The following is a 21,670-nucleotide window of genomic DNA, read 5'->3' on the forward strand; positions in this document are numbered from 1 at the left end:
ACGATTACTCCTTGGTGTGCCCGTCCAAGCTCACCCGCACCGGCATCCCCTGCCGCAGGGACCCGTCCGAATCCTCCACCACCACCCGCATCCGGTAGACCAGTGAAGTCCGCAGTTCCTTGGTCTCCACCGACTTCGGGGTGAACTCCGCCTTCGGCGAAACAAATCCCACCGTCCCGTTGAACGGCTTGTCCGGGCTGCCGTCGGTGAAGACCTTCACCTTCGTCCCGCTCGGGAATTTGCCGAGTTCCGGCTCGTGCACATAGGCCCGCACCCAGACCGGCTTCTCCAGCGAGAGCGAAAGGACCGTCGGTCCTGCCTGCACGATCGATCCGGGCTCCAGGGCCCGGGTGATGACCACGCCGTCCGAGGGGCTCTTCAATTCCGTATCCTGAAGCGTGATCTCCGCCGTCTTCACCGCCGCCGCGGCCTTCACGACCGCTGCGTCCGCTGCGCCCACCGCTGCTTCCGCGGCTCCGACCCCGGCTTCCGCCGCGGCGATTTCTTCCACACGGAAGCCCGACTCCAGTTGCCTGAGGTTTGCCTCGGACACTTTCATCCGTTGCTGCGCCTCGTGATAGGCGGCCTCCGCGTTCTCGAAATTCTGTCGCGAGACCCCGTTCGTTTTCACCAGCGCCGATTGCCGCGCGAAGGCCCGGTCCGCGTTTTCCATCGTCACCCGTGCCTCCGCCATGCTCGCCCGCGCCTGCTCGACCTCCTCGGTGCGATAGCCCGCCCGCTTGAGATCCGCATCCGCCTTGGCCTGTGCCAGGCTCGCCTTCGATTGTGCGAGCGAGGCAACCGCCTGTGTGTGCGTCGCCTTCGCTTGATCCAGTTCGCGTTGGTAGGGCTCGCCGTCGATGCGTGCGAGGAGTTCGCCCGCTTTCACGGCATCGCCCTCGTCCTTCAGGATTTCCGCGATTCGTCCCGAAACCCGGAAGCCGAGGTCGACGCCGCGGATGTCGACATTGCCGTGCAGCACCAGCGGGTCTTCCGCGGGGTGTTGCTTCTTGTAAAAGTACCACCCGCCGCCGCCGAGCACGGCCACGAGCAGGATCACCGGTATCGCCTTCTTCATGGTCTTGTTCCTTTGAGTCCTCCGCAGATCAGGTCCACGTGTTGATCGAGAATTCCCGCGATGGCCGCGACATGGTCATGGTCGAGTTTCGCGACCCCCAGCCGCCGCAAGAGCGTTGCCCGCGCCAGCGTGAAGGCCAGCACTTGGCCAAACATCGCGTGGGTGCGGAATACCACTTCGGTCGATGCGGGATCCTCCCCGGTGGCGATGCCCACGGCCCGCGCGAAGAGTTCGTGCAGGGGCCTCAGCGCGCCTTGATAGAGCAGGTCGAAATTCTCGCTCGGTGCCGCCTGCTCGCGCAGCATCACCAGCCGGATCTTCTCGAATTCCCCGCCCTCGAGTTGCTCGCCGAGCAGGGTCCGCAGCATTCGCTTGATGATCCCGGTGGCGATCTCCGGCGTCATGCGTCCGTCCTTTAGAATCTCCCGCGAGTCCTCCGCCACCCGCCCGAAGACGGCTCTCAGATACTCGCCGATCCCCTCCAGCACCGCCGCGTAGAGCTTCTCCTTGTTCCCGAAGTAGTAGGCGATCGCCGCCACATTCTGCCCGGCTTCGTCCGCGATCTCCCGCACCGAGGCGTTTTCGTAACCCTTCGCGCCGAACATCTTCAGCGCCGCCAGCAGCAGACGCCGCCGAGCCTGCTCGCCTTTGTTCGGGCTCACGGCAAAGAGTTCACGCTCCACGGGCGAAAAATTGGACGGTCGTCCAATAAAGTCAAACGATCGTCCAATTTTATTTGGAATCGGTGTGAATTCCGGGTGAATCTGAAACTTTCCCCCATTCGCTCGCGGATCAGGGGAGGGAACTTAGAAGATCCTCCTTCGGCTTCCTTTGTGGAAAAATGCCATATCCGCAGTCTTGCATCGGCCCGCGCCCCATGCCATGGCCGGGCCATGAAACCGGCGGTCCTAGGCCTTCTCCTCTCGTTCTTCGGTGCCTTGCCCGGAGTTGCCAGCCTTTTACCCGAGGATTGGGCTATCCAGCAGCTGGACGAGGCAGGAGTGAGCAGCGAGTGGTATTTCAACCCGGGTCTTGGCGATGACCTTCGCATTCTCGTGAAGGGCAACTCCAACAACAACAGCAACCCTCGCCGTTTCTTGACAGGAGGTCCGCCGGATTGGATCTCCGGACCTGATATCGCTACGCCCGGCCTCAACAAGGCGGGGGTCTACGTGAGCACGGGACCGGATAGCGGGATTCTCGTGGCTCCGCATTTGGAAGGTGGCACGCTTCGCCTCAAAGCTCTCGTGTTCAACGGCGGGTCCGTGGGAGTGGAAGGAATTGATTCGGGTGCCTATGTGACCGGCGGAATTACCGGCATCAGCGTGGCCGTGGATAGTGCCAACCGCTTCCACGTCGCTTATTCGTTCAATACCACCAATGCCCCGGCCAACGAGTGCATTCGCTATGCCCGGCGTGACGGCACCAATTCGTGGACGGTTGCCAAAATCCTGGGGTCCGCCACTCCACCACAGGCCAGACCGGAACTTGCCATTGGGGTAGACATTATCGGCACCGCGGTAATCCCGCCTGTCGCTGGCTCCGATGTGGCTGCCATTTATTTCACCACCCTTGCCCTGCACCGGATGGAAACAGTGAAACAGACCGGGCAGCCTCTGGCGCTTGCCCAGCCTAGCCAGCCGCACCCGGCCGCGAACGGGCTTGTGACGGGCTCTTTGGCTGGCTTCCGCTCCGGGGCGGCGGAGCGGGTCTTCTATTTCCATCTTTACGACAACGGCGCGAATTCGAAGAAAATTTCCCTCTCGCGCATGGACAATGGTGCCGGAAGGCAAGAGCTCCAGGTGGTCAATCCGATCGGGGCTCTCCAGAATCCAGCTTTGCCTCAGCGGATCATGCTCGCTTCGCGGCCCTCTGGCACGGGCGATGCGAAGCCTCGCATTGCTTGGTTTGATGCGAGAGCCCGGAAGGTCCACTACTTGAAGCCGAACTCCAGTCCGGGCACAGATTTTCCTTATGTGGTTGGCAATCCCGTAGCCCTCACGGGTGCCCACGACTCGGAGAACCTCCAAGGATTCCGCTTCGGTGCCGACGACAAGCCCTACCTCCTTTTGCGGCGAACCTACGGGAATGGCACCACGGACGGCTTCGCCGCTTTCCCCAACGACGAGTTCGACATGGATGGGAACGGCCGCGCCGAGATCGTCGACGAGGCGCTCGGCTCCCCGAAGGCGGTGATCCAATGCCTGCCCTTGGGGGCCGTGGTATCGGGTTCGGCCCTCCTGCCTGCAGGCCGGTTTAAATTCCTCTTTCCCACCAGCGGCTCCTCTGCTCCCGGTGTCGCGAAACTGGACAGCCCTGGCAAAAACTTGCGCATCGAAGTCGAGGTCTCCACGAACGCTACCACTTGGACCAAGTTGACGGCATTCAATAGCGTCACCTTCACCCAGACCGCCGTGACGGGAACCAATCCGAACCAAATCCGGACTTATGCGGCGGTTCTGCCCGAGCCGGCACCCGGGGATTTGAGCAAGCGATTCGCGCGTTTGATTGTTACGCGGATCAACTACCCGTATTGATCCGCGCGTGACCGGATCATTCTCTCCATGGAGGGGAGAAATCCGCGGCATGATGAACGACACGATGGCGGGGGAAAGCCGGGAACAACGCGAGCGCCGCTGGGTCGAAGCCTTCTGGGCCGGCCAGGCGGAGGCGCTTGATCTGATCTTGAGCGGCCACCCCGTCGAGCGCGTGCTCGACCGCATCGCGCGCCGGATTGAGGAAGCTTCGGCCGATGGGGCGCTGTGCTCGATCTTCCTGGCCGATGCCGAAGGCACCCGCCTGACCCTCGCTGCCGCGCCGGGCTTGCCGGAAGAATACCGGCACGCGACGCGGGAAATGCCGATTTTGGAAGGCTGCGGGTCCTGCGGCAGCGCGGCGGCCCTGCGCAAGATGGTGGTCGTCGAGGATATCACGACCCATCCCGACTGGGCTTCGGCCCGCGAGTTGGTGCTGCGCCACGGCCTGCGGGCCTGCTGGTCGGTGCCGGTCTTCTCCGCGGCCGGCGACCTGATCGGCACAATGGGTATCTACTACCGCGAGAACCGCTTGCCGGAGGCGGACGAGCGTTTGCGGGTGGAGTCCGCGGCCAAGCTGATCGGCCTGGCGATCGAAAGGGGCCGCGCCGCCGACAAGATGCGGGCTGACGAAACCCTGCTCCGGATCGCCGGCCAGAACGCGCGTCTGGGCGGCTGGACGGTCGATCTGCCGGAAGGGCGGATCACATGGTCCGCAGAAGTGTGCGCGATCCATGACGTGCCGCCGGGTCACATTCCGGGATTTCGCGAGGCCTTCGATTACTACGCGCCGGATGCGCGGCCTGCGATCCGCGCGGCCTTCGAGAGCTGTGCGAAGGCGGGCACGCCCTTTGACGAAGAGTTGCCGATGATCACCGCTACCGGGCGTCTGATCCAGGTCCGCTCGATCGGGGAGGCGGTCCGGGACGGGGAGGGGCGGATCATCCGGATTCAGGGTGCCTGCCAGGATCTCACGGCACGGCGCGAAGCGGAGGAAGCAGGCCTCCGTGTCAACGAGCGCCTGACCCATACCTTGGAAAGCCTCACGGAAGGCTTCCTCCTGCTGGCTCCCGATTGGCGCTACTCTTATTTGAACCGGGAGGCGGAGCGCATGCTGCAGCGCGACCGTGCGAGCTTGCTCGGCAAGGTGATGTGGGACGAGTTTCCCGAAACGCAGGGCAGCCACTTCGAGCACGAATTGCGCCGCGCGGTGGAGGAAGGCCGGCCCGTCGATTTCGAGAATTTTTACCCGCCGCTCCAGACCTGGTTCGAGATCCGGGCCCTGCCGGTGGACGATGGCCTGGCGCTGTATTTCCGCGACATCACGGCGCTGCGAAAATCGCGCGAGCAGGTGACGCTGCTGGCCGAGTGCGTCTCGCGGATCGCGGATATCGTGATCATCACCGAGGCCGATCCCATCGATGAGCCGGGACCGCGCATCCTCTTCGTGAACGATGCCTTCACCGAAGGCACGGGCTACACCGCGGAAGAGGCCCTGGGCCGTTCCCCGCGCTTCCTGCAGGGGCCGAAGACCCAGCGCGGCGAATTGGACCGGATCCGCCTGGCGATCAAGAAGGGCGAGCCGGTCCGCGCGGAGCTGATCAATTATAAGAAGAACGGCCAGGAGATGTGGCTGGAGATCGACGTGGTGCCGGTGAAGGACGCCACCGGCGGCACGGCCTATCTGGTGGCGGTGCAACGGGACGTCACCGCGCGCAAGCATGCCGAGGAGGAGTCGCGCCTGCGGGAGGAACGCTACGTGCGCCAGCGCAATTCCCTGATCACCCTGGCGGGTATCCAGCCCCTGCAGATGCAGGATACGGCGGCGGCTTTCCGGCGCATCAATGAGGCCCACGCCCGGGCGCTCGGGGTTTCGCGGGTCGGCATCTGGTTATACGAAGACGACCGCAGTCTGCTGCGTTGCGCGGACCTCTTCGAGACGGACGAGCGCCGTCACAGCTCGGGCTTGGAACTCCATGCCGCGGATTGCCCGGGCTATCTCGCCGCGCTCGAGGACATGGACGTGATCGCGGCCGACGACGCCCGCACCGACCCGCGAACCCGGGATTTCGCCGAGAGCTATTTGCGACCCGTGGGCATTTACTCGATGATGGACGCGCCGATCAGCGTCGCGGGCAACATCGTAGGCGTGATGTGCAGCGAGCAGACCGGCGCGCCGCGCACTTGGACCGGCGATGAGAAAACCTTCGCGGCCTCCGTGGCGAATCTCGTCGCGCTGGCCTTGGAAGGCGGTGACCGGCATCGCGCGGAGAGTGCCGTGCAGGAGATCCGCCAGCGCTTCGAAATCGTCGCCGGCGCGACCAACGATGCCGTCTGGGACTGGGACCTCGGCTTGGACGAACTGTGGTGGAACGAAGGCTTCGAAAAACTCTTCGGCTACCGTCGCGAGGAGATCGAGCGTAGCTCGCGCTCCTGGACCAGCCGCATCCACCCCGATGACGAGGAGCGGGTGATCACGGGAATCCGCGGCACCATCGATGGCACGGGGGACCACTGGAGCTCTGAATTCCGCTTCCGCCGCGCCGATGGAACTTACGCCTACGTTCTCGACCGCGGCGTCGTCATGCGGGATTCGGCCGGCCGCGGGATCCGCATGGTGGGCGGGATGAGTGACCTGAGTTCCCGCAAGCAGGCGGAACTCGACCTCGCCCGCTTGAACCGCGCGCTCAAGATGCTCAGCGCCTGCAACGAGGCGGTGACCCGTGCCGAAGGCGAGATCGAGTTGCTGAACGAAATCTGCCGGATGGCCGTGGCGACCGGCGGCTATCGCATGGCCTGGGTCGGTTACGCACGACATGATGCCGACCATTGGATCGAGCCGCTGGCTTTTGCCGGCGTGGAGAACGGTTACCTCGCCGAGATCCGGCTCACCTGGGACGGGAATTCTCCAACCGGACAAGGACCCGCGGGCCGGACCATCCGCGGCGGGGAAGCCGTCGTGTGCCGCGATATCGAAGACGAGTCGGCGATGATCGCATGGCTGCCCCAGGCCCGGGAGCGCGGCTATCGGGGCGTGATTTGCCTGCCCCTGCGCGATGGAGAGCGTGTCTTCGGCCTGCTCAGCCTCCACGCCTCCGAGGTCTTCGATGTGCGGGCGGACGAGATCAAGCTGCTGCAGGAACTCGCGGACGACGTGGCCTTCGGCATCGGCACCCTGCGCGCGCGCGAAGAGAGGCGCCGGACCAGCGACATTGTGGTGAAGGTGGCACAGGCGGTATCCAGTGGCACCGGCTCGGAGTTCTTCGACTTGCTGACCCGCAACATGGTCGAGGCGCTGGGCGCGCATGGCGGCTTGGTCGGCCGGCTGAACAAAGAGGATCTCTCGATTACGCCGCTCTCCTTCGTGCTGGGGGGCGAGGTCCAGGAAAACGTGACCTATAGTTTGCACGGCACCCCCTGTGCGAATGTGAGCGATGGCAATGTCTGTGTCTTCGACCGGAACGTCCAGCAGCTCTTCCCGGAGGATCACCTGCTGGTGGTCCTCGGGGTTGAGGCTTACGCGGGAATTCCGCTCCGCGATCGCCACGGCGAGGTGGCGGGGATCATGGTGGTGCTTTTCTCCGCGGCGCTGGAGGAGTCGATGCTGGTCCAATCGACGCTGCAGATCTTCGCCGCCCGTGCTGCGGGCGAGCTGGATCGCCAGCAATCCGACGAGCGGATCCGCGAGCAGGCCTCACTGCTCGACCGCGCGCGGGACGCCATCATGGTGCAGGATCCGGAGCACCGCATCAGCTACTGGAATAAGAGTGCCGAGCGCCTCTACGGCTGGACCAGGGAAGAAGTCGCCGGCCGGCCGGTGGAGGACTTGCTCTACCGTGATACCACGGTGTTCCGGGAGGCCTTCCGGGCAGTGTTGACCACCGGCGAGTGGGTCGGCGAACTTGAGCAGATCGACCGCCTCGGGCGCGAACTGGTGATCGAAGCCCGCTGGACCCTGCTGCGCGGCGCGGAGGACAAGCCGCCGAGCATTCTCTCCATCAATACCGACGTCACCGAGCACAAGAAGCTGGAACAGCAGTTCCTGCGTGCGCAGCGCTTGGAGAGCATCGGCACCCTGGCGGGCGGCATCGCCCATGATCTCAACAACGTGCTGGCCCCGATCAGCATGTCGATCGAGCTGCTGCGCTCCGAGATCAGGAGCGAGCGAGGCGAAGAACTGCTGGCGACCCTCGCGGCGAGCGCCAACCGCGGCGCGGAAATGGTCAATCAGGTCCTCTCCTTCGCGCGCGGCATGGAGGGCCGCCGGGTGGAGCTCCATGCCCGCCGTCTGGTCGAGGACTTGGAGAAAATCGTCCGCGATACGTTCCCGAAGAACATTGTGTTCCGGAGCAATGTGCCGCGGACGCTGATGACATTCCAAGGCGATCCGACCCAACTTCACCAAGTCTTGCTCAACTTGTGCGTGAACGCCCGTGATGCCATGCCGGAGGGCGGGCAAATCACGATTTCCGCGGAGAACGTCAATCTGGACGACCGCTTTGCCGCGTCCGAATCATCGGTGAAGGCCGGACCCCATGTCTTGATCCGCGTGGAAGATACCGGGCACGGCATTCCTGCGGAGCTGCTGGACAAGATCTTCGAGCCCTTTTTCACCACCAAGGCTGCGGGCAAGGGCACCGGCCTGGGATTGTCCACCTCAATGGCGATTGTCCGCAGCCATGGCGGATTCATCCGCGCCGCGAGCAACCCCGGAAACGGCACCTGTTTCCTCATCGTGCTGCCGGCGTCGGGCGAGGAAACCGCCAACGCCGAGGACGGCCACGCCCATCTCCCGCGTGGCAATGGCGAAACCATCCTCGTGGCGGATGACGAACCTTCGATCCGCAGGATCATGGAACAGATGCTTGTCACCTTCGGCTATCGCGTGCTGCTCGCCGGCGATGGTGCGGAGGCGGTGGAGATCTATCGCGAGCAAGGACGTGAAATCTCGGTGGTGATCACCGATATGATGATGCCGGTGCTGGATGGCCTCGCCACGATCCGCCAGCTGACCTGCATCGACCCCGCGGTGAAGATCATCGCGGCCAGCGGCATCAGCAACCAAGAGAAAGCGGCCAAAGAGTCGGGAGCGAACGTGCGCTATTTCATCACAAAGCCCTGCACGGCAGAAACTTTGCTGACGACTTTGAAAGCCACGCTTTCCGAAACCGGTACATAAGCGAAATTGCGTTTCGGTGCCACCCCACGCGATCAAGTGAATCTTCAAACTGGACAGCACCCCTAGAGCGCCGACCTTTGCTCCGCTCCTTGTCTGCTGATCTGCCTGCTGATGCCCCGCTACCCTGCTGAATCTCCGAACCTGCTGATCGTGGATGATGACTCCACGATCCAACGCCTCCTTGTCATGGCCGCGAAGGATCACGGCTGGCGCCCGCAGGCCGCCGGCAGCGGTCAAGAGGCGCTGGATGCGGCGAATGAGGCCACCGAGGCTGTAGTGCTCGACCACGGCCTGCCGGACATGGACGGCATTTCCACGCTGGTGCGCCTGCGCGAGCAGCACCCGGATCTGCCGGTGATCATGCTGACCGGCTTCAATGATGCGGAGACGGCCGTGAAAGCCCTGCGTGCAGGGGCAGCGGATTACCTGACCAAGCCGTTTGAATTGAAACGTCTCTTCGATCTGCTGCGCGAGCAACGCCGCGAAAAGCGGGACGAACCGTCCGCGGCACCTGCCCGGAAAGCGCTCGCTCCGGCAGACAAGCCGGCTGGCATGCAGAGCGCGAGCCCGCGGGTGCGCGAGTTGCTGCGCCGCTTGGAAAAGGCCGCGGCCTTGGACAGCACCATCCTCCTCACCGGCGAGAGCGGCACCGGCAAGACCTACTTCGCCCGCGAGATCCACCGCCTCAGCCCGCGCGCCGCGGAAGAATTCATCACCGTAAGCTGCCCCGCGCTGCCGCGGGAATTGCTGGAGTCCGAGCTGTTCGGCCACGAGAAGGGTGCCTTCACCGGTGCCACCGCCTCGCGTGCAGGTCGTTTCGAAGCCGCCTCGAAGGGCACCTTGTTCCTGGACGAGATCGGGGATCTCCCGCAGGAACTCCAGCCCAAGCTGCTCAACGTGCTTCAGGACAGGGAGTTTTTCCGGGTCGGCGGGAACAAGCTGTTCAAGACCGGCACCCGGGTCATCGCCGCGACCAACGTCGATCTCCGGTCGCGCGTGGAAACGGGCAGTTTCCGCGAGGATCTCTACTACCGCCTCAATATCATCGAGCTCCACATCCCGCCCTTGCGGGAGCGCAGGGAGGACCTGCCGGCCATGGCGGCGGAAATCCTCAAGCGCATCGCCAGCCGCCGCAGCGCGGCCGAGTGGAAGCTTTCGGAAGCCGCCAGCGCCGCCATCCTCGGCTACGATTGGCCGGGCAATGTCCGCCAGCTTGAGAACGTGCTGGAACGCGCCACCGCCTTTACCGAAGACGCCGTGCTCAGCGACAAGGACCTGCTGCCCCTCTTGGAATCCAACCGCAGCAACCTGGTGGGGGGCAAGGCCCGCCCGATGACCCTACAGGAACTGGAGCGCGACGCCTTCATCCAGACCTACCAACTCAGCGGCGGCAACAAAGCCAAGACCGCCCGCGCCCTCGGCATCTCGGAGCGTTCCGTCTATAACCTCATCGAGCGCCACGGCTTGAAGTGAGGGACCGGGGGGCTCCCTCCGGCGGCCATGACAGGGGCTAGCTTCGTTCAGAAACGATGGGGACTCGCGGGCGCCCGATTTCCACCGTGATTTGGCCCCGCGCGCCCGCAGTTCCGGCAGGGCCAGCCTGCATGATATTCAGGGTTTCTTGAACAACTTGCAGGGTTGAATGCCAAGTTTCTAGCTGGGGAAATTGCTAAATTGCCGACATTTCCTTGAACGTAAGCATTTCACGCGATGTCGTTATAGTTGGCATGGCGGATGCCGAGCGGCTTCTGTTCTCTGGGGGAGAACAGGGGCCACGGAGCTCCGCCATCCACTTACAACCAATCCGCCGGGGCATCGGAATTTCCCACGGGAAATCCGCCCCGGCGGGGAGGTGGGCCGGGCTCTCCCCGGAGCGCGAAACTCCCTCGCGACCCCACCATGCCACGGCTCCGTCCTAGCCCCGCCACCTCCTCTGCCCTGCGACCGGAAACCGCCTCGCCCGGATTGAGGGTGATCGACGAAGGGTCCCGCCAAGCCGTGGCACCCGTCCGCCGTCCGGCGCTCCGTTGGGAAGCGCTCAGCCCGATGCCCCTCACCGGTCCATCGGATTTGGCTGACGCGGATTTCTTTGAAGACAGCTTCCTGCCTTCGCGGCAATTCGACCACGAAGACAGGATGCCGGTGCTGCCGCGCTTCGTGCCGCTTGATTTGGAGTCTGTTACGGCCACGGGCGATCCTTGGGCGATCCGCTCGGGCTTCGACTTCCTGCGAATCTACCTCCCTGAGATCAGCATCTCGATCGGCTTGATAGCCGCCTCCGGCGTGCTGGGCGGGAGGATCTCCAGTCGCTTTGCCGGCGGCGCGCTTGGCCTGGAAGTCCTAGCCATCTACCTGGGCATCCTCACGCTCTGCCTCGTCTTCGTCTGTAGCTCGGCCACGGGCGCTCCCTCGGTCCGTAACAAGGGGCGGATGAAAAACCTCCTCCTCGGCTGCTTCCTGATCTTCGGCACCCATCTGCTCGCCCACAGCCTGCTGGTGGTGGCAAGGTGAGCCTCCGAGTGGCACTACGAGCTTCAGTCATTTAAGAAAGTTGAATGATTTTCAGAAAGCCTGAAATTATTGCAGGTTTTACAATCAATCTCGTTTCACTAATGCGTTACTCGGATGAGTGTAAATTATTGATAGTAAGCAAAATTGAATTTTTTTCCCGCCTTGGCACGGAGGATGCCATTGTATAGATGTTCTCTGGGGGGAGAACAAACTAGGGGCCTGAGAAACCCCGCTGTCCAATACAACCAACCCGCCGGGTGTGTGATCTCCTAGGAGGTCCCCCCGGCGGGAGTTGTATTGGTCATCCTTCGGCAGAGCCCTGTCGCCCGCCGGAATGCGGATGGGTCAAAAAGACCGCCCCGCCCGCCTGCGATCCCCGGATCACTCGAAAAACGTGTCCTCGTGCCTGTAGGGCGGCGCGCAGCAGCACAGCATCCTCACCCCGCCCTCCGACCGGATCTGGTGCCACGCCCCCGCCGGAATCAGGATTCCGTCTCCCGGCCCCACTTCCCGCAGTTCGCCGTCGATTTCCATTGTCCCGCGTCCCTCGAGCAGGAAGTAGAATTCCTCGCTCTCGCCGTGCCAGTGGCGCTGGGTCGCCCCGCCCGCCGGGATTCTGGCCTCCGCCAAGCTCTGCATCTTCACCGGTGCATTCGCCAGATCCAGAATACTCCGGATCGTCGAGCCGTCCTTGGTGGTGAAGGGGACTTGGGATTCAAGCGCGCGGATTTCCATGCACGACTAGTGTCACCTCGGCCAGCCGTGTCCAAGTCCGGCCTTGTCTCTCTTCCCGATCCGCCCGGTGGTGATTGGCATTTCTTCTCACTCCCCCAAGAACACAAGCTCTTCCGCCAGCTTGTTCAGCGAGAGCCTGGCGACCGGCAGCGCTTCCGCCAGATCTCCGAACAGCCTCCGCGGCGCATCCTGCGGCGCGCTGCGATTGTCCGCCGCATCGCGGAACGCCCGCCGCGCGAAGTCCTCGTAGAAGCCCACGCCCGGTGCCCCGCGCCGCTGGCAGCGCCGCGATAGGAAACCTGGGAAAAGCCCCGTGAGCACCAGAAACTGATTCCCCGCCTCCAACTGCAGGTGAAAGCGCATCCGTCCGTGCGCGGATTCCAGGATCGCCACGAAATCCGCGGCATGGGTCAGACCGGCGGGTAGGCTCCGCAAGGGATCGCCAGTGTCGCTGGCCAACCGCTGCACCATCACCCCCGCCACGTAGTCCGCCATCCCGGGATCGGCGATTCCCGCTTCCAGGAAAGAATGCCGGACGAGCACGTAAAAATAGAAGGCGGGGGACACGCTCAGCGCCGCCGTGGAATCGAGCAGCGCCCGCAGAACCTCTTTCAGGTCGAGCATCTCGCGCAGCGCTTCCGGGTCTTCCCAGAGCGTCCAGAAATGTCGCCGTTCACCCCCTGGCGACAAGGCGTGGCTGAGAAACGCGAAGTCGGCCGGGGTGAAGCGGTCGCGACTTGACGGAATCCAAGTGCTCATCGTCCCATGCGATAGCAATCCGGGGCCCGAATGGCGATAAGAATTTGACAAAGGTTAAACACATGCCCGGAAATCCTTGATTTTATTACATAAACGTCTTGACAGAAAGGTGCGGATTGGGCTTGCGCGGGACTCTCCCGGTCTCTACATCGGCGGTTCCCTGCGCCGTGCGTAGGGGAAACTACCGACAAGCAACCATGACCCGGACCCAAAGATCCGTGGCCCTGGCCATCGCCGGAGCCTTAATGCTACCATCCTGCGCCACGCAGGCCACCGCGTCCAGCCGCCCCAACGGCCAGACGGAGTGGGAAGTATCGACCGTCCAGCACGGCCGGGCTTCCTGGTATGGAACCCGCTGCAACGGCGGGACTCGCACCGCGAGTGGCGAGCGTCTCAGCAATGGTGCTGCGACCGCCGCTCACAAGACCCTTCCAATGGGGACGAACGTGCGCGTGACCAACCTTGCCAATGGCAAGTCCGAGATTGTCCGCATCACCGACCGCGGCCCTTACACCAAGGGTCGTGTCATCGATGTGACCGAAGGAGTCGCGCAACGCCTGGGATTCTTTTCCCGTGGAGTCGTTTCCGTGAAGGTCGAGGTGCTGAAGAAAGCCGAGGACTGATTTAGTCCCCGGACCAACTGTTCCCCTCCTTAAAAAGATCGCCCTCTTCCGGCTCCCGCTGGAAGAGGGCGATTTGTTTGAATGTGGCGGAGGGCGGGATTGCTGTCCGCAGCCTCCGTGTTTAGGCTTTGGGCATGGTGAGTGTTTCCGAGATCGAGGCCCAAGCGATGAATCTGCCCGACGCCGAGCGGGCCATCTTGGCGGCCCGCCTGCTGGAATCTCTCCCCGCGATGCTCTCGGACGATGACCAAGGAATCGGCGAGGCGATGCGCCGCGATGCGGAGATGGATCTGGATCCATCCAAAGGGATGACATTGGACGAACTGAGATCTTCGCTCGGGCGCTAGGTCGTGTTGATTAATTTAAATCTGTACGACTGTTTGAATGGTCGCTTCATTCCTTGGAATGGCATCCGGAACAACAAGGAAGGCGATCACGGCGGAAATTTGGAACAAGCTCGAACCGCTTGTTAGACAAGCCAAGCACTCGGCTGCCGGCTCTCCCGCGATGCAATCCGACCGGGACTTCATAGAAGCGGTTTTATGGATTGCACGGACCGGCAGCCCCTGGCGCGACCTCCCGGCGCAGATGGGCCATTGGAATCACGTATACGTCCGCTTCCGCACTTGGGAGAGGCGGGGTGTGTGGAAGCGGCTTTGGCAATCCCTCCAGGAGGAGGTCTTTGCCGATGCCCGCCACCTCTTCATCGACTCCACCTCGGTAAGGGCTCACCAACATGCCGCCGGGGCACCCAAAAAAACGGCGGCGACCAAGCTCTGGGACGCTCTCGCGGCGGATTGACCACCAAGATCCACGCCGCATGCGTGGACGAGATCTCCAGCGTCGGTTTGATCCTGAGTCCCGGACAAAGCGCGGATTGCAGCAACTTCGGCGAACTTTTCGCGAGCTTGGACAAGGACAACGTGCTGGAGGCCGCCGCCCTGGACAAAGGCTACGACAGCAACGCAATCCGCGAACGGCTTGCGGAGGACGGGATCAAGCCGGTGATCCCGCCGAAATCCAACCGCAAGGAAGCAATCCCGTATGATCGGGAGATCTACCGGCAGCGCAACCGCGTGGAACGCTTCTTCAACCGGATCAAGCACTTCAGGAGAATCGCCACGCGCTACGAGAAGTATGCCTGCACCTTCCTCGCGATGGTCCACCTCACGGCCGCGTTCCTATACCTCAGATAAATTCATCAACACGACCTAGTCTCCAAAGCCGAGACCACGGAGGAAGAACTCGGGCCCGGTGCCTTCTTCACGGAAGAGCGGATTTTCAGCGCTTCGGGAGCTAGCACTTCGACTTATACCATTGTTGATTCCGGCGGCTCGCGGATAACCGTGAATCCGGACATGACGGCCTCCACGTCGATGCGCACCACGGATCTATTCGACGGCCAATCGGTTCTCACGGAGACCACCGGGTGGGTCGAAGATTTCAGCGATCCAACCGACCCGGTCATTTCGGTAAGGACCAGAACCGTTACAAGATCCAACGAGCGCGGCGAAGTTGTCGCCAGGACGGTCCAACACCACCGGTCATCTGAAGATAGCGAGGGCGAAACCGTCGAGCAAATGCTGGCGGCCGATCTCGATGGATTCGGTCGCGTCACACGGGCACTTCATCTTTCCGACACCACACCCGGCGGCACTTTGGAGACTTCCCGGGAATTCGATTGCTGCGGGCTGGCGAAGGACGTGGACCAGTTCGGGGTCGCTACCTATTTCACCTATGACGAGCTCGGGCGGCAGACCAAGATGAACAGTTTGGGGGTGACCACCGAAACCCGTTACCAAGGGCTCGTCACCAGCGTTCACCGCTATCCGGAGGGTTTGGTTGCCGGGGTGCTCTCCAAGACCAGCCAAGCCGCGCCATCGAACGAGATTTCCCGACGGGTAAGCAATTTGCGGGGCGAGACGGTTTCCGAATGGGCTCGCTCGGGGAGTGATGCCGCGCTGCGCGAGACGGTGATCACAACCGGGTTCAATCCGGGAGGCGGGATCGGCCGCCGGGTGACCACACATCCCCCTCAGACGGCAGCGGAGATCACCGCCAGCATCCAACCTGAGAGCGTGGTGGACTATTTCCTAGACGGCAGCACCGCCAGCGAGTCGGGAAATCTCGGGCCTGCGATTTCCTACTCCTATGAGACGGATGCGATTGGCTTGGTCTCGAAACAATCCTCTGTCGAGGGGGCGAATTTGAGGGAGACGGTGGCGACGGTTTCCGATTGGGCCGGCCGGACCGTGCGGATGGTCTACGCCAGCGATGCCGATGGCGACAGCGAGTTGGATTACGCGGAGTTTGGATACAATGCCTCGGGCCAACTTGTCCGCGAGACCGATCCGGACGGGCTGACCAAGCTCTACGCCTACAACAACCTCGGTGAGCGCACCACGACGGCCGTTGATCTCAACGGCAATGGCGCGATCAATCCCGGTGTCGACCGGGTAACCCTTACCGAGAAGTCTCTCCACGCGACCGAGGACAAATTCGAGACTGTCACCCAAGAGGTTTAAAGAAGGCCAGACCTCCGGGTCTATGGGTGTGGTGGCCAGCCGCATCCACGAAAGCTTTGATGGCTTGTCGTTCGAGCAGAGCGACTACCCGGACGAACTCGCCACGACCTCCCGGTCGGAGAAAGCCTACCTCGGCGCAGGGGAGTGGACCGTGACCACTTGGAATCCCGATGGCACCCGGGAGATCGGGACCTATTCCGGAGGCATGCTCGTTCAAACCCGCAATACAGATTCGGGGGGCAATCAGCTTTACACGGTGACCCCGACCTACGACGGCTTGAATCGCCAGGAGACCTCCACGGATTCAAGGAACGGCATCACGACTCTTGGCTACGTCGATGCGCTTCTCGATTTGGTCGAGTCCACGCAAGACCCGGACGGCAACCTCACCGCGGTCACCTACGATGCGCGAAACCGCAGCACCTTGGTGGATGCTCCGGACACCCAGGATCAGAGCGGAGGCAGTCTCTCCAACGACACCGCGACCGCTTATTTCACCGATGGCAAGGTGAAGGACATTTCCGGAGGGCAGGCGTATCATCGCACCTACACCTACGACTACGCAGGACGCTTGAAGACCCTCACCACCTACGGGACCGCGACCGCGGTCACCCGCTGGATCTATGACCCCGCCCGCGGCTGGTTGACCGGGAAGCGCTACAACAGCCCGACGGAAGGCTCCGGAGCAGGACCCGGCTACGCCTACACCGCTGCCGGCCGCTTGAAAACCCAGACCCAGGTGCGTCTGGTCGCCGGGAATCCTCTGGTCACCACCTATCACTACGGGACGGCGGACAACAGCAGCCCGGAATTGCTCGATGGCGTTTCTCATTCCGACGGCACACCCGGCTACTCCGTCGTGAGTAGGGATCTCTTCGGCCGTCCGGAGGAGATCGCTGACGCAGCCGCGGGCACCCGGAATATCTCCTACTACGACTATGGTCCGGAGTCCATCTCGAGCGTCACCGGAACCGGGCTTCACTCGGGGACTACCGCTTTGAACGAGTATGACGATCTCGGTCGCCTCGCAGCCATCGGCCACTTGCATGCCGCCTCCGGATTCAGCCAGAGCGTGGCATACGGCCACGACGGGGCGGGGAGACTCGCCAAGGTCGTCGCGCACGGCGTCACCGCCAGCTACCGCTTCGATCCCGTGAACCAACAAGTTTCACAGCTTGGATTCAGCGAGCGCAGGGGCTCAGGTGCTTTTGGAGGAGATTCCGGTGCCGACACCGCCCCCTCGCGGCCGGTGTTGCAGAATACCCGGCGCTATGACAGCCTCGGGCGATTGAAGGGGACCACTTGGCATTCGGCATCGACCGGCCAGGCATCGAAGCCGCTGGCCCACTGGGGCTATGGCTACAACGGGCTCGGGCAGCGGACCGCCGCCAGCGATCTCGCCGGGGATTCGTGGCTCTATGGCTACAATGCCGCGGGCGAGGTGACCAAGGCGGACAAGAAGAAGGCCGGCAGCACCGATCTCTACCCGGGCCGCCAGTTCCGCTACGCCTACGATGGCATCGGAAATCGCACCGCCGCGGAATCGGGCGGGGATTCCAGCGGCAGCGGCAGGCGCTCGATTGGATATACGCCGAACGCCCTGAACCAGTATGGGACCATCACTCATCCCGGCAGTTTCGATGTCACGGCGCGCGCCCCTTTGGCGGCTTCGCCGACCGTGGACGGGCAGCCCGCGGACGAACTTGGCACCTACTTCCGGAAGGAACTGAGCGTCTCAAATGCAACGGGCCCGGTGTGGAAGGAAGTCGAGGTCTCGGACGGCACGCAGACCGTCGCAGGCTTCCACTTCGTGCCCAAGGCTTCGGTAGGACCCATTTACGACGAGGACGGCAATCTAAAGGACGACGGCCGGTGGACCTACACTTGGGACGCTAGCAACCGCTTGGTCGGGATCGTGCGGTCCTCCCTTGCCCCGGGCACACCCTACCTGCGGGTGGAATACACCTACGACTATCTGGACCGGCGGATCGGAGAGCGGCGCTTCAATTCGCTCTCCTCGTCCACACCGGACGCCGCGACGATCTGGCTCTACGAAGGCTGGAACTGCATCGCGGAGTTGGACGGTTCCTGGGACCTGCGCCGCGAATACGTCTGGGGCCGCGACTTGAGCGGCTCTTTACAGGGCGCTGGCGGTACCGGCGGACTGCTTTGGATGCGGGATGGTCCGAGCGACAAGCTCCATTTCTGCGCCTTTGATGGGAACGGCAATGTGACGAACTTGATTGGAGAGGATGGAGCCTTTCTTACGGCGAGTTACGAATATTCGCCTTTCGGTGAGGTGATGAAGATCACTGGAAACTACGCGGCGATCAATCCAGTAGGTTTCTCGACGAGATTTCACGATAAGGAGACCGGACTGTGTTACTACGGATATCGTTATTTGGATCCGGCTGCGGGAAGATGGCTGAGCAAAGATCCGATGCACGAGCTTGCTGGACCCAATCTTTATGCCCTGATTGGAAACGACTCCGTTGGAGAAGTTGACATGTGGGGACTTCTTCAAGCCCCTCAAATGCCAGATCTTCAGACCATTATGGACGGGGCAAAAGTTGTCGTGCCTGCTGGAGGGGCTCTTGTGACCGGAGCCGCTTCTGCGCCAGGAGCTGTTCTTGCTCTTGGCGCAGTAACCGTGGGTGCGGGAGTCGCGACAGCATTCGAGGTGGAAGCCGCTGTAGATGCGGCTTCTCAACTTGAGCAAATCAAAAGACAGTCGGAAGAGCTACGGCGTCGACTTAATTCGGGTGATTTGATTTACCGCGCTATGCTGGAGGATTCCGCCTATCGAATTCACCCCGCGACTGGTAACACCGCAGACCACTTGGGAGTAAGGCCGCCTTGGGAGGGTCCTCCCCCGCGACCGAATGGATATGACGTAATAACAAAGGGAGGGATGGTGCATCCGCTTGGTGCAGATGGAAAATTTCAAGGAATGTCGACCGCCCCAAGCCTTGTCGCTCTGATGGTCAACATACCTTTCCGCGTTCCTTTGGAATATTTTCCGGAAGGCCATAGTGGGAAGTCGCGGAAAGGAAAACCTGTAAGCATATACGCAATGTCCCGTAGGCTCATCCCTCCTACACTGTATGCGTCGTATGATAATTCGGCGCATGTCACGGTCGCTCCTGCATTTTGCATGGATTATAATTCCTATCAAAGAACCCTTTGGGCTACCAAATTTTTATGGTTTAGAATAACGCCTGAAAAAGGAGAGGCGCCAGCATCGGAATCGTGGTGATTGGCTTGAAATTAAAAAATCAAATCATAAGTGCATGCAAGATTTGACATCAGAAATGGTCCGATTTGTTGGGCTTCGCTTTGTGAAATCCGATCCGTCTTTAGACGACCTTTTAAGCTTGGCTATTTTGTTGAAGGCAGCCGGGTTGCATAAAAAAGAAGTGGTTGCAGAATTTGAGGCCGCTAGACGTGAAATCCCGGAGGACGATGTGGAACTGGATGACAGGTATGTGGAAGCGCTAGACTTTGTTGTCGGCTTTTGTAGTTCCCACGCGAGGATTTTTCCAGATGATGACGATGAGGTCACTCCCGATTCGATGAGGTCAGTCCTTTGAAAAATGAACGTACGAGCCAGCCAATGGCATTGGCGGTGCCAACCCATTTGAAAATTGAAGTTCCGGCAGCTTCTCGACTACGAACCCTCTTTGAACCGCACCCCTTGCCGGACTCCGGGCAACGCGGTTACTCGCGCATTCGCCGCTGGCTTCACCCCTTCATTCGCCCCTTGATGCCGCTGTTTTCACGAGGAAAGATCGCCTACCTTCAACACCCAAGCACAAGCCCCTCCGCCCATGTGCTTTTCCCTGATTCCCAACGTGAGAGTTTTCGGTATGGATGCGACCGCCGCTAACGATGTCGCCGCCGAGGCGGCGTTTTCGGCCTCCCCTTCAAGCGGGCATTTGGGATGAGTGTCGCGTCTTGAACCGTGCCGCCGCCTCGATGCCTTCCTCGAAGCGGTCGGTAAACCGGCCTTCTCCTCTCAATTCAGCGCCGTGACCTGCTTCCAGTTGATGTTGCTCTCGGAAATTTCTTCGAGCAGGGAGCGGACTTCCGCATCCGCGATCTTGAGATCGGGCATGGCCTCCCAATTGAAGCGCGGGTCTTCGCTGCCGTCCTTGAAGGGCATGCTGACCAGCACGTAGGCCCACTTCTGGGCTTGGCCTTTCTTGAGCCGGTCCCGCATGTCCACCAGCGTCCGGGTCTTGTGGCTTTCGGTGATCGTTTCGTTGCCGACGAAAAAGTAGTAGGTGAGCATCTTGAGCTCCACCTCGATCCGCTCGCCAACTTTTCCTGCCGTGATGTTCTGCTTTGAGAGCAGGCGCCTCGTCGGGACCATTCCCAGGTTCGGAACTTCGATGTCCGATTTCTCCGAGGCGTAAACCTTGTGACCCTGAGCCTCCATGCACCGTTCCGGGCGGTGAATGGAGTTCGCGAGATCCTGCCCGGAGAGAACGATCGAAAGTTCGGCCCGGTCTTCGATCAAGCCTCCGAAAAGGGAGTCCCGCGAGCGTAGCAGGGTGCAGGTGGCCTTGGAGAAAACCGTGTCGCTGGCCAGGGACGTGATCTCCTTCTCGCTGGGTACCTGGGAGGTGGTCGTCCAATCGCCGACTTCCTTCGGAATCTCCAGATTCATGGCCGACTCCGTGACATGGAAAGGCGGTAGCACGTAGATCGAAGACATGCCTGCTGCCAGGACCGCCGCCAGAATGAGGGATCGCTTCAGGGCCATGGGGTTCAGCTTGCTGGGGCTTCGCGGGCGACCACGTGGCGCACGGCCTTTTTCTTCGGCTTCCGCCACGGCAGGCCTTGCTCGAGGATCGAGTGGACCAGCAGCAGCAGGCACAGGGAGATCGGATAGAAGATGAGCAGCCCGGACCAATCGTGCCAGGTCTTGCGGGCGAATTCCGGGCTCCCGTATTCGCCGATCACGAAGATCGAGGTGAGGCGCAGCATGTTCCCGAAGATGGCCAGCGGGAACGCGGAGAGCAGCAGGATGGCCTTTTTCCAGAGGCTGACCTTGGCGAGGTAAGCCCATACGGACGAGATCATGATCAGGGCCATCAGGGAGCGGATGCCGCCGCAGCCTTCGTCGATCTCCAAGGGTTCCCAGCTTCGGGTCGCCGAAAAGATCTTGGTGCCGCTGACGAAGACATCCACGCCGAACAGCTCGGCCCCCCACTTGGCCAGTTGGGTGGACATCAGCTGCAACTTGACGGTGGCCTGTTGGAACTCCGGCATCGGAACGGCCAGCCACAGGAAGAAAAGCGGGAAGAGGAGCAGGCGCGAGACCTGCCAGCCCCAGAAATAGAGGGCGGCGCCCCAGAGGATCATCGGCAGGCCGCCGATCGCGAGACGAGGCTGGCCGCAGCGGTGGGAGGCCACGAAGAAGAGAATGCCGAGCACCACCATCGGCATGCCGAGCAGGGAGCCGCGGCCTTCCCGGGCGAGGCGCACCAGATTCTTCCACTGCCAGCCGATCAGGCCGACCATGATGATCGGGACCATGAAACCGTGCTCGTAGCGCGTCTCCTTATTCCAAGCACTATTGAGCCAGTAGAAGGGCGAGACGTTCCCGCCGATGCCGAAACCGCCGACCACCGCATAGTAAATGGCGACGATCCCGGCGCAGATCGCGGGCCCTGGCCAGGCGGGCATCGCGCTCCCTTTTGGCTCCGGGGGTGTTGGAAGGG

At 62.0% G+C, this 21,670-nt stretch carries 16 protein-coding genes; 10 read left to right on the forward strand and 6 right to left on the reverse strand.

Annotated elements, in window-relative coordinates; all coding sequences use genetic code 11:
• Positions 1–4: 4 nt before the first annotated feature.
• On the reverse strand, positions 5–1,078 hold the full coding sequence (locus ABWK72_RS18690; RefSeq protein WP_367871085.1) for an efflux RND transporter periplasmic adaptor subunit: 1,074 nt from the start codon (positions 1,076–1,078) through the stop codon (positions 5–7).
• Positions 1,075–1,740, reverse strand: coding sequence for a transcriptional regulator CecR (gene cecR, locus ABWK72_RS18695; RefSeq protein ID WP_367871086.1), 666 nt, complete (start codon positions 1,738–1,740; stop codon positions 1,075–1,077). Before cecR ends, ABWK72_RS18690 begins: the two co-directional genes overlap by 4 nt.
• Before the next feature lie 231 nt (positions 1,741–1,971).
• Here cecR and ABWK72_RS18700 point away from each other — a divergent pair, with 231 nt between their 5' ends.
• The 4 genes from ABWK72_RS18700 to ABWK72_RS18715 all read left to right on the forward strand — a co-directional run bounded on the left by ABWK72_RS18700 (position 1,972) and on the right by ABWK72_RS18715 (position 11,302).
• Positions 1,972–3,615 (forward strand): hypothetical protein, encoded by a 1,644-nt coding sequence (locus tag ABWK72_RS18700; RefSeq protein ID WP_367871087.1) that lies wholly within the window; start codon positions 1,972–1,974, stop codon positions 3,613–3,615.
• Between the two features lie 49 nt (positions 3,616–3,664).
• Positions 3,665–8,791 carry a PAS domain S-box protein gene (locus ABWK72_RS18705; RefSeq protein ID WP_367871088.1) on the forward strand — a complete coding sequence of 1,709 codons (5,127 nt, stop codon included), beginning with the start codon at positions 3,665–3,667 and terminating at the stop codon, positions 8,789–8,791.
• Positions 8,792–8,902: 111 nt separating this feature from the next.
• The gene (locus ABWK72_RS18710; RefSeq protein ID WP_367871089.1) at positions 8,903–10,264 is read left to right on the forward strand and encodes a sigma-54-dependent transcriptional regulator; all 1,362 of its coding nucleotides are present in this window, start codon (positions 8,903–8,905) and stop codon (positions 10,262–10,264) included.
• A 426-nt stretch (positions 10,265–10,690) separates the two neighbouring features.
• Positions 10,691–11,302, forward strand: a complete 612-nt coding sequence (locus tag ABWK72_RS18715) for a hypothetical protein (protein ID WP_367871090.1) — start codon at positions 10,691–10,693, stop codon at positions 11,300–11,302.
• 381 nt (positions 11,303–11,683) lie between these two features.
• Here the strand turns inward: ABWK72_RS18715 and ABWK72_RS18720 are convergent, their stop codons facing one another.
• Positions 11,684–12,037, reverse strand: a complete 354-nt coding sequence (locus ABWK72_RS18720; RefSeq protein WP_367871091.1) for a cupin domain-containing protein — start codon at positions 12,035–12,037, stop codon at positions 11,684–11,686.
• A gap of 87 nt (positions 12,038–12,124) precedes the next feature.
• Positions 12,125–12,796 (reverse strand): hypothetical protein, encoded by a 672-nt coding sequence (locus tag ABWK72_RS18725; protein WP_367871092.1) that lies wholly within the window; start codon positions 12,794–12,796, stop codon positions 12,125–12,127.
• A gap of 197 nt (positions 12,797–12,993) precedes the next feature.
• Here ABWK72_RS18725 and ABWK72_RS18730 point away from each other — a divergent pair, with 197 nt between their 5' ends.
• The 6 genes from ABWK72_RS18730 to ABWK72_RS18755 all read left to right on the forward strand — a co-directional run bounded on the left by ABWK72_RS18730 (position 12,994) and on the right by ABWK72_RS18755 (position 19,534).
• Positions 12,994–13,419, forward strand: coding sequence for a septal ring lytic transglycosylase RlpA family protein (locus ABWK72_RS18730; RefSeq protein ID WP_367871093.1), 426 nt, complete (start codon positions 12,994–12,996; stop codon positions 13,417–13,419).
• Positions 13,420–13,553: 134 nt separating this feature from the next.
• Entirely contained in the window at positions 13,554–13,766 is a 213-nt protein-coding gene (locus tag ABWK72_RS18735; protein ID WP_367871094.1) for an addiction module protein, read from the forward strand.
• A gap of 58 nt (positions 13,767–13,824) precedes the next feature.
• A protein-coding gene (locus ABWK72_RS18740; RefSeq protein WP_367871095.1) for an IS5 family transposase occupies positions 13,825–14,615 on the forward strand; the annotation gives its coding sequence in 2 pieces (ribosomal slippage) (positions 13,825–14,178 and positions 14,181–14,615; 789 coding nt in all).
• Between the two features lie 162 nt (positions 14,616–14,777).
• Positions 14,778–15,944, forward strand: coding sequence for an RHS repeat domain-containing protein (locus ABWK72_RS18745; RefSeq protein WP_367871096.1), 1,167 nt, complete (start codon positions 14,778–14,780; stop codon positions 15,942–15,944).
• 31 nt (positions 15,945–15,975) lie between these two features.
• On the forward strand, positions 15,976–19,200 hold the full coding sequence (locus tag ABWK72_RS18750; RefSeq protein WP_367871097.1) for an RHS repeat-associated core domain-containing protein: 3,225 nt from the start codon (positions 15,976–15,978) through the stop codon (positions 19,198–19,200).
• 34 nt (positions 19,201–19,234) lie between these two features.
• The gene (locus tag ABWK72_RS18755; RefSeq protein WP_367871098.1) at positions 19,235–19,534 is read left to right on the forward strand and encodes a hypothetical protein; all 300 of its coding nucleotides are present in this window, start codon (positions 19,235–19,237) and stop codon (positions 19,532–19,534) included.
• A 425-nt stretch (positions 19,535–19,959) separates the two neighbouring features.
• Here ABWK72_RS18755 and ABWK72_RS18760 read toward each other — a convergent pair whose 3' ends face one another.
• Both ABWK72_RS18760 and ABWK72_RS18765 read right to left on the reverse strand, forming a co-directional pair.
• A complete protein-coding gene (locus ABWK72_RS18760) occupies positions 19,960–20,709 on the reverse strand; it encodes an exosortase-associated EpsI family protein (protein WP_367871099.1) in 750 nt (249 codons plus the stop codon).
• A 5-nt stretch (positions 20,710–20,714) separates the two neighbouring features.
• The gene (locus tag ABWK72_RS18765) at positions 20,715–21,635 is read right to left on the reverse strand and encodes an exosortase/archaeosortase family protein (RefSeq protein WP_367871100.1); all 921 of its coding nucleotides are present in this window, start codon (positions 21,633–21,635) and stop codon (positions 20,715–20,717) included.
• Positions 21,636–21,670 lie beyond the last annotated feature (35 nt).

The sequence above is a fragment of the Luteolibacter sp. Populi genome (genome assembly GCF_040801775.1).
Lineage (GTDB): Bacteria > Verrucomicrobiota > Verrucomicrobiia > Verrucomicrobiales > Akkermansiaceae > Haloferula.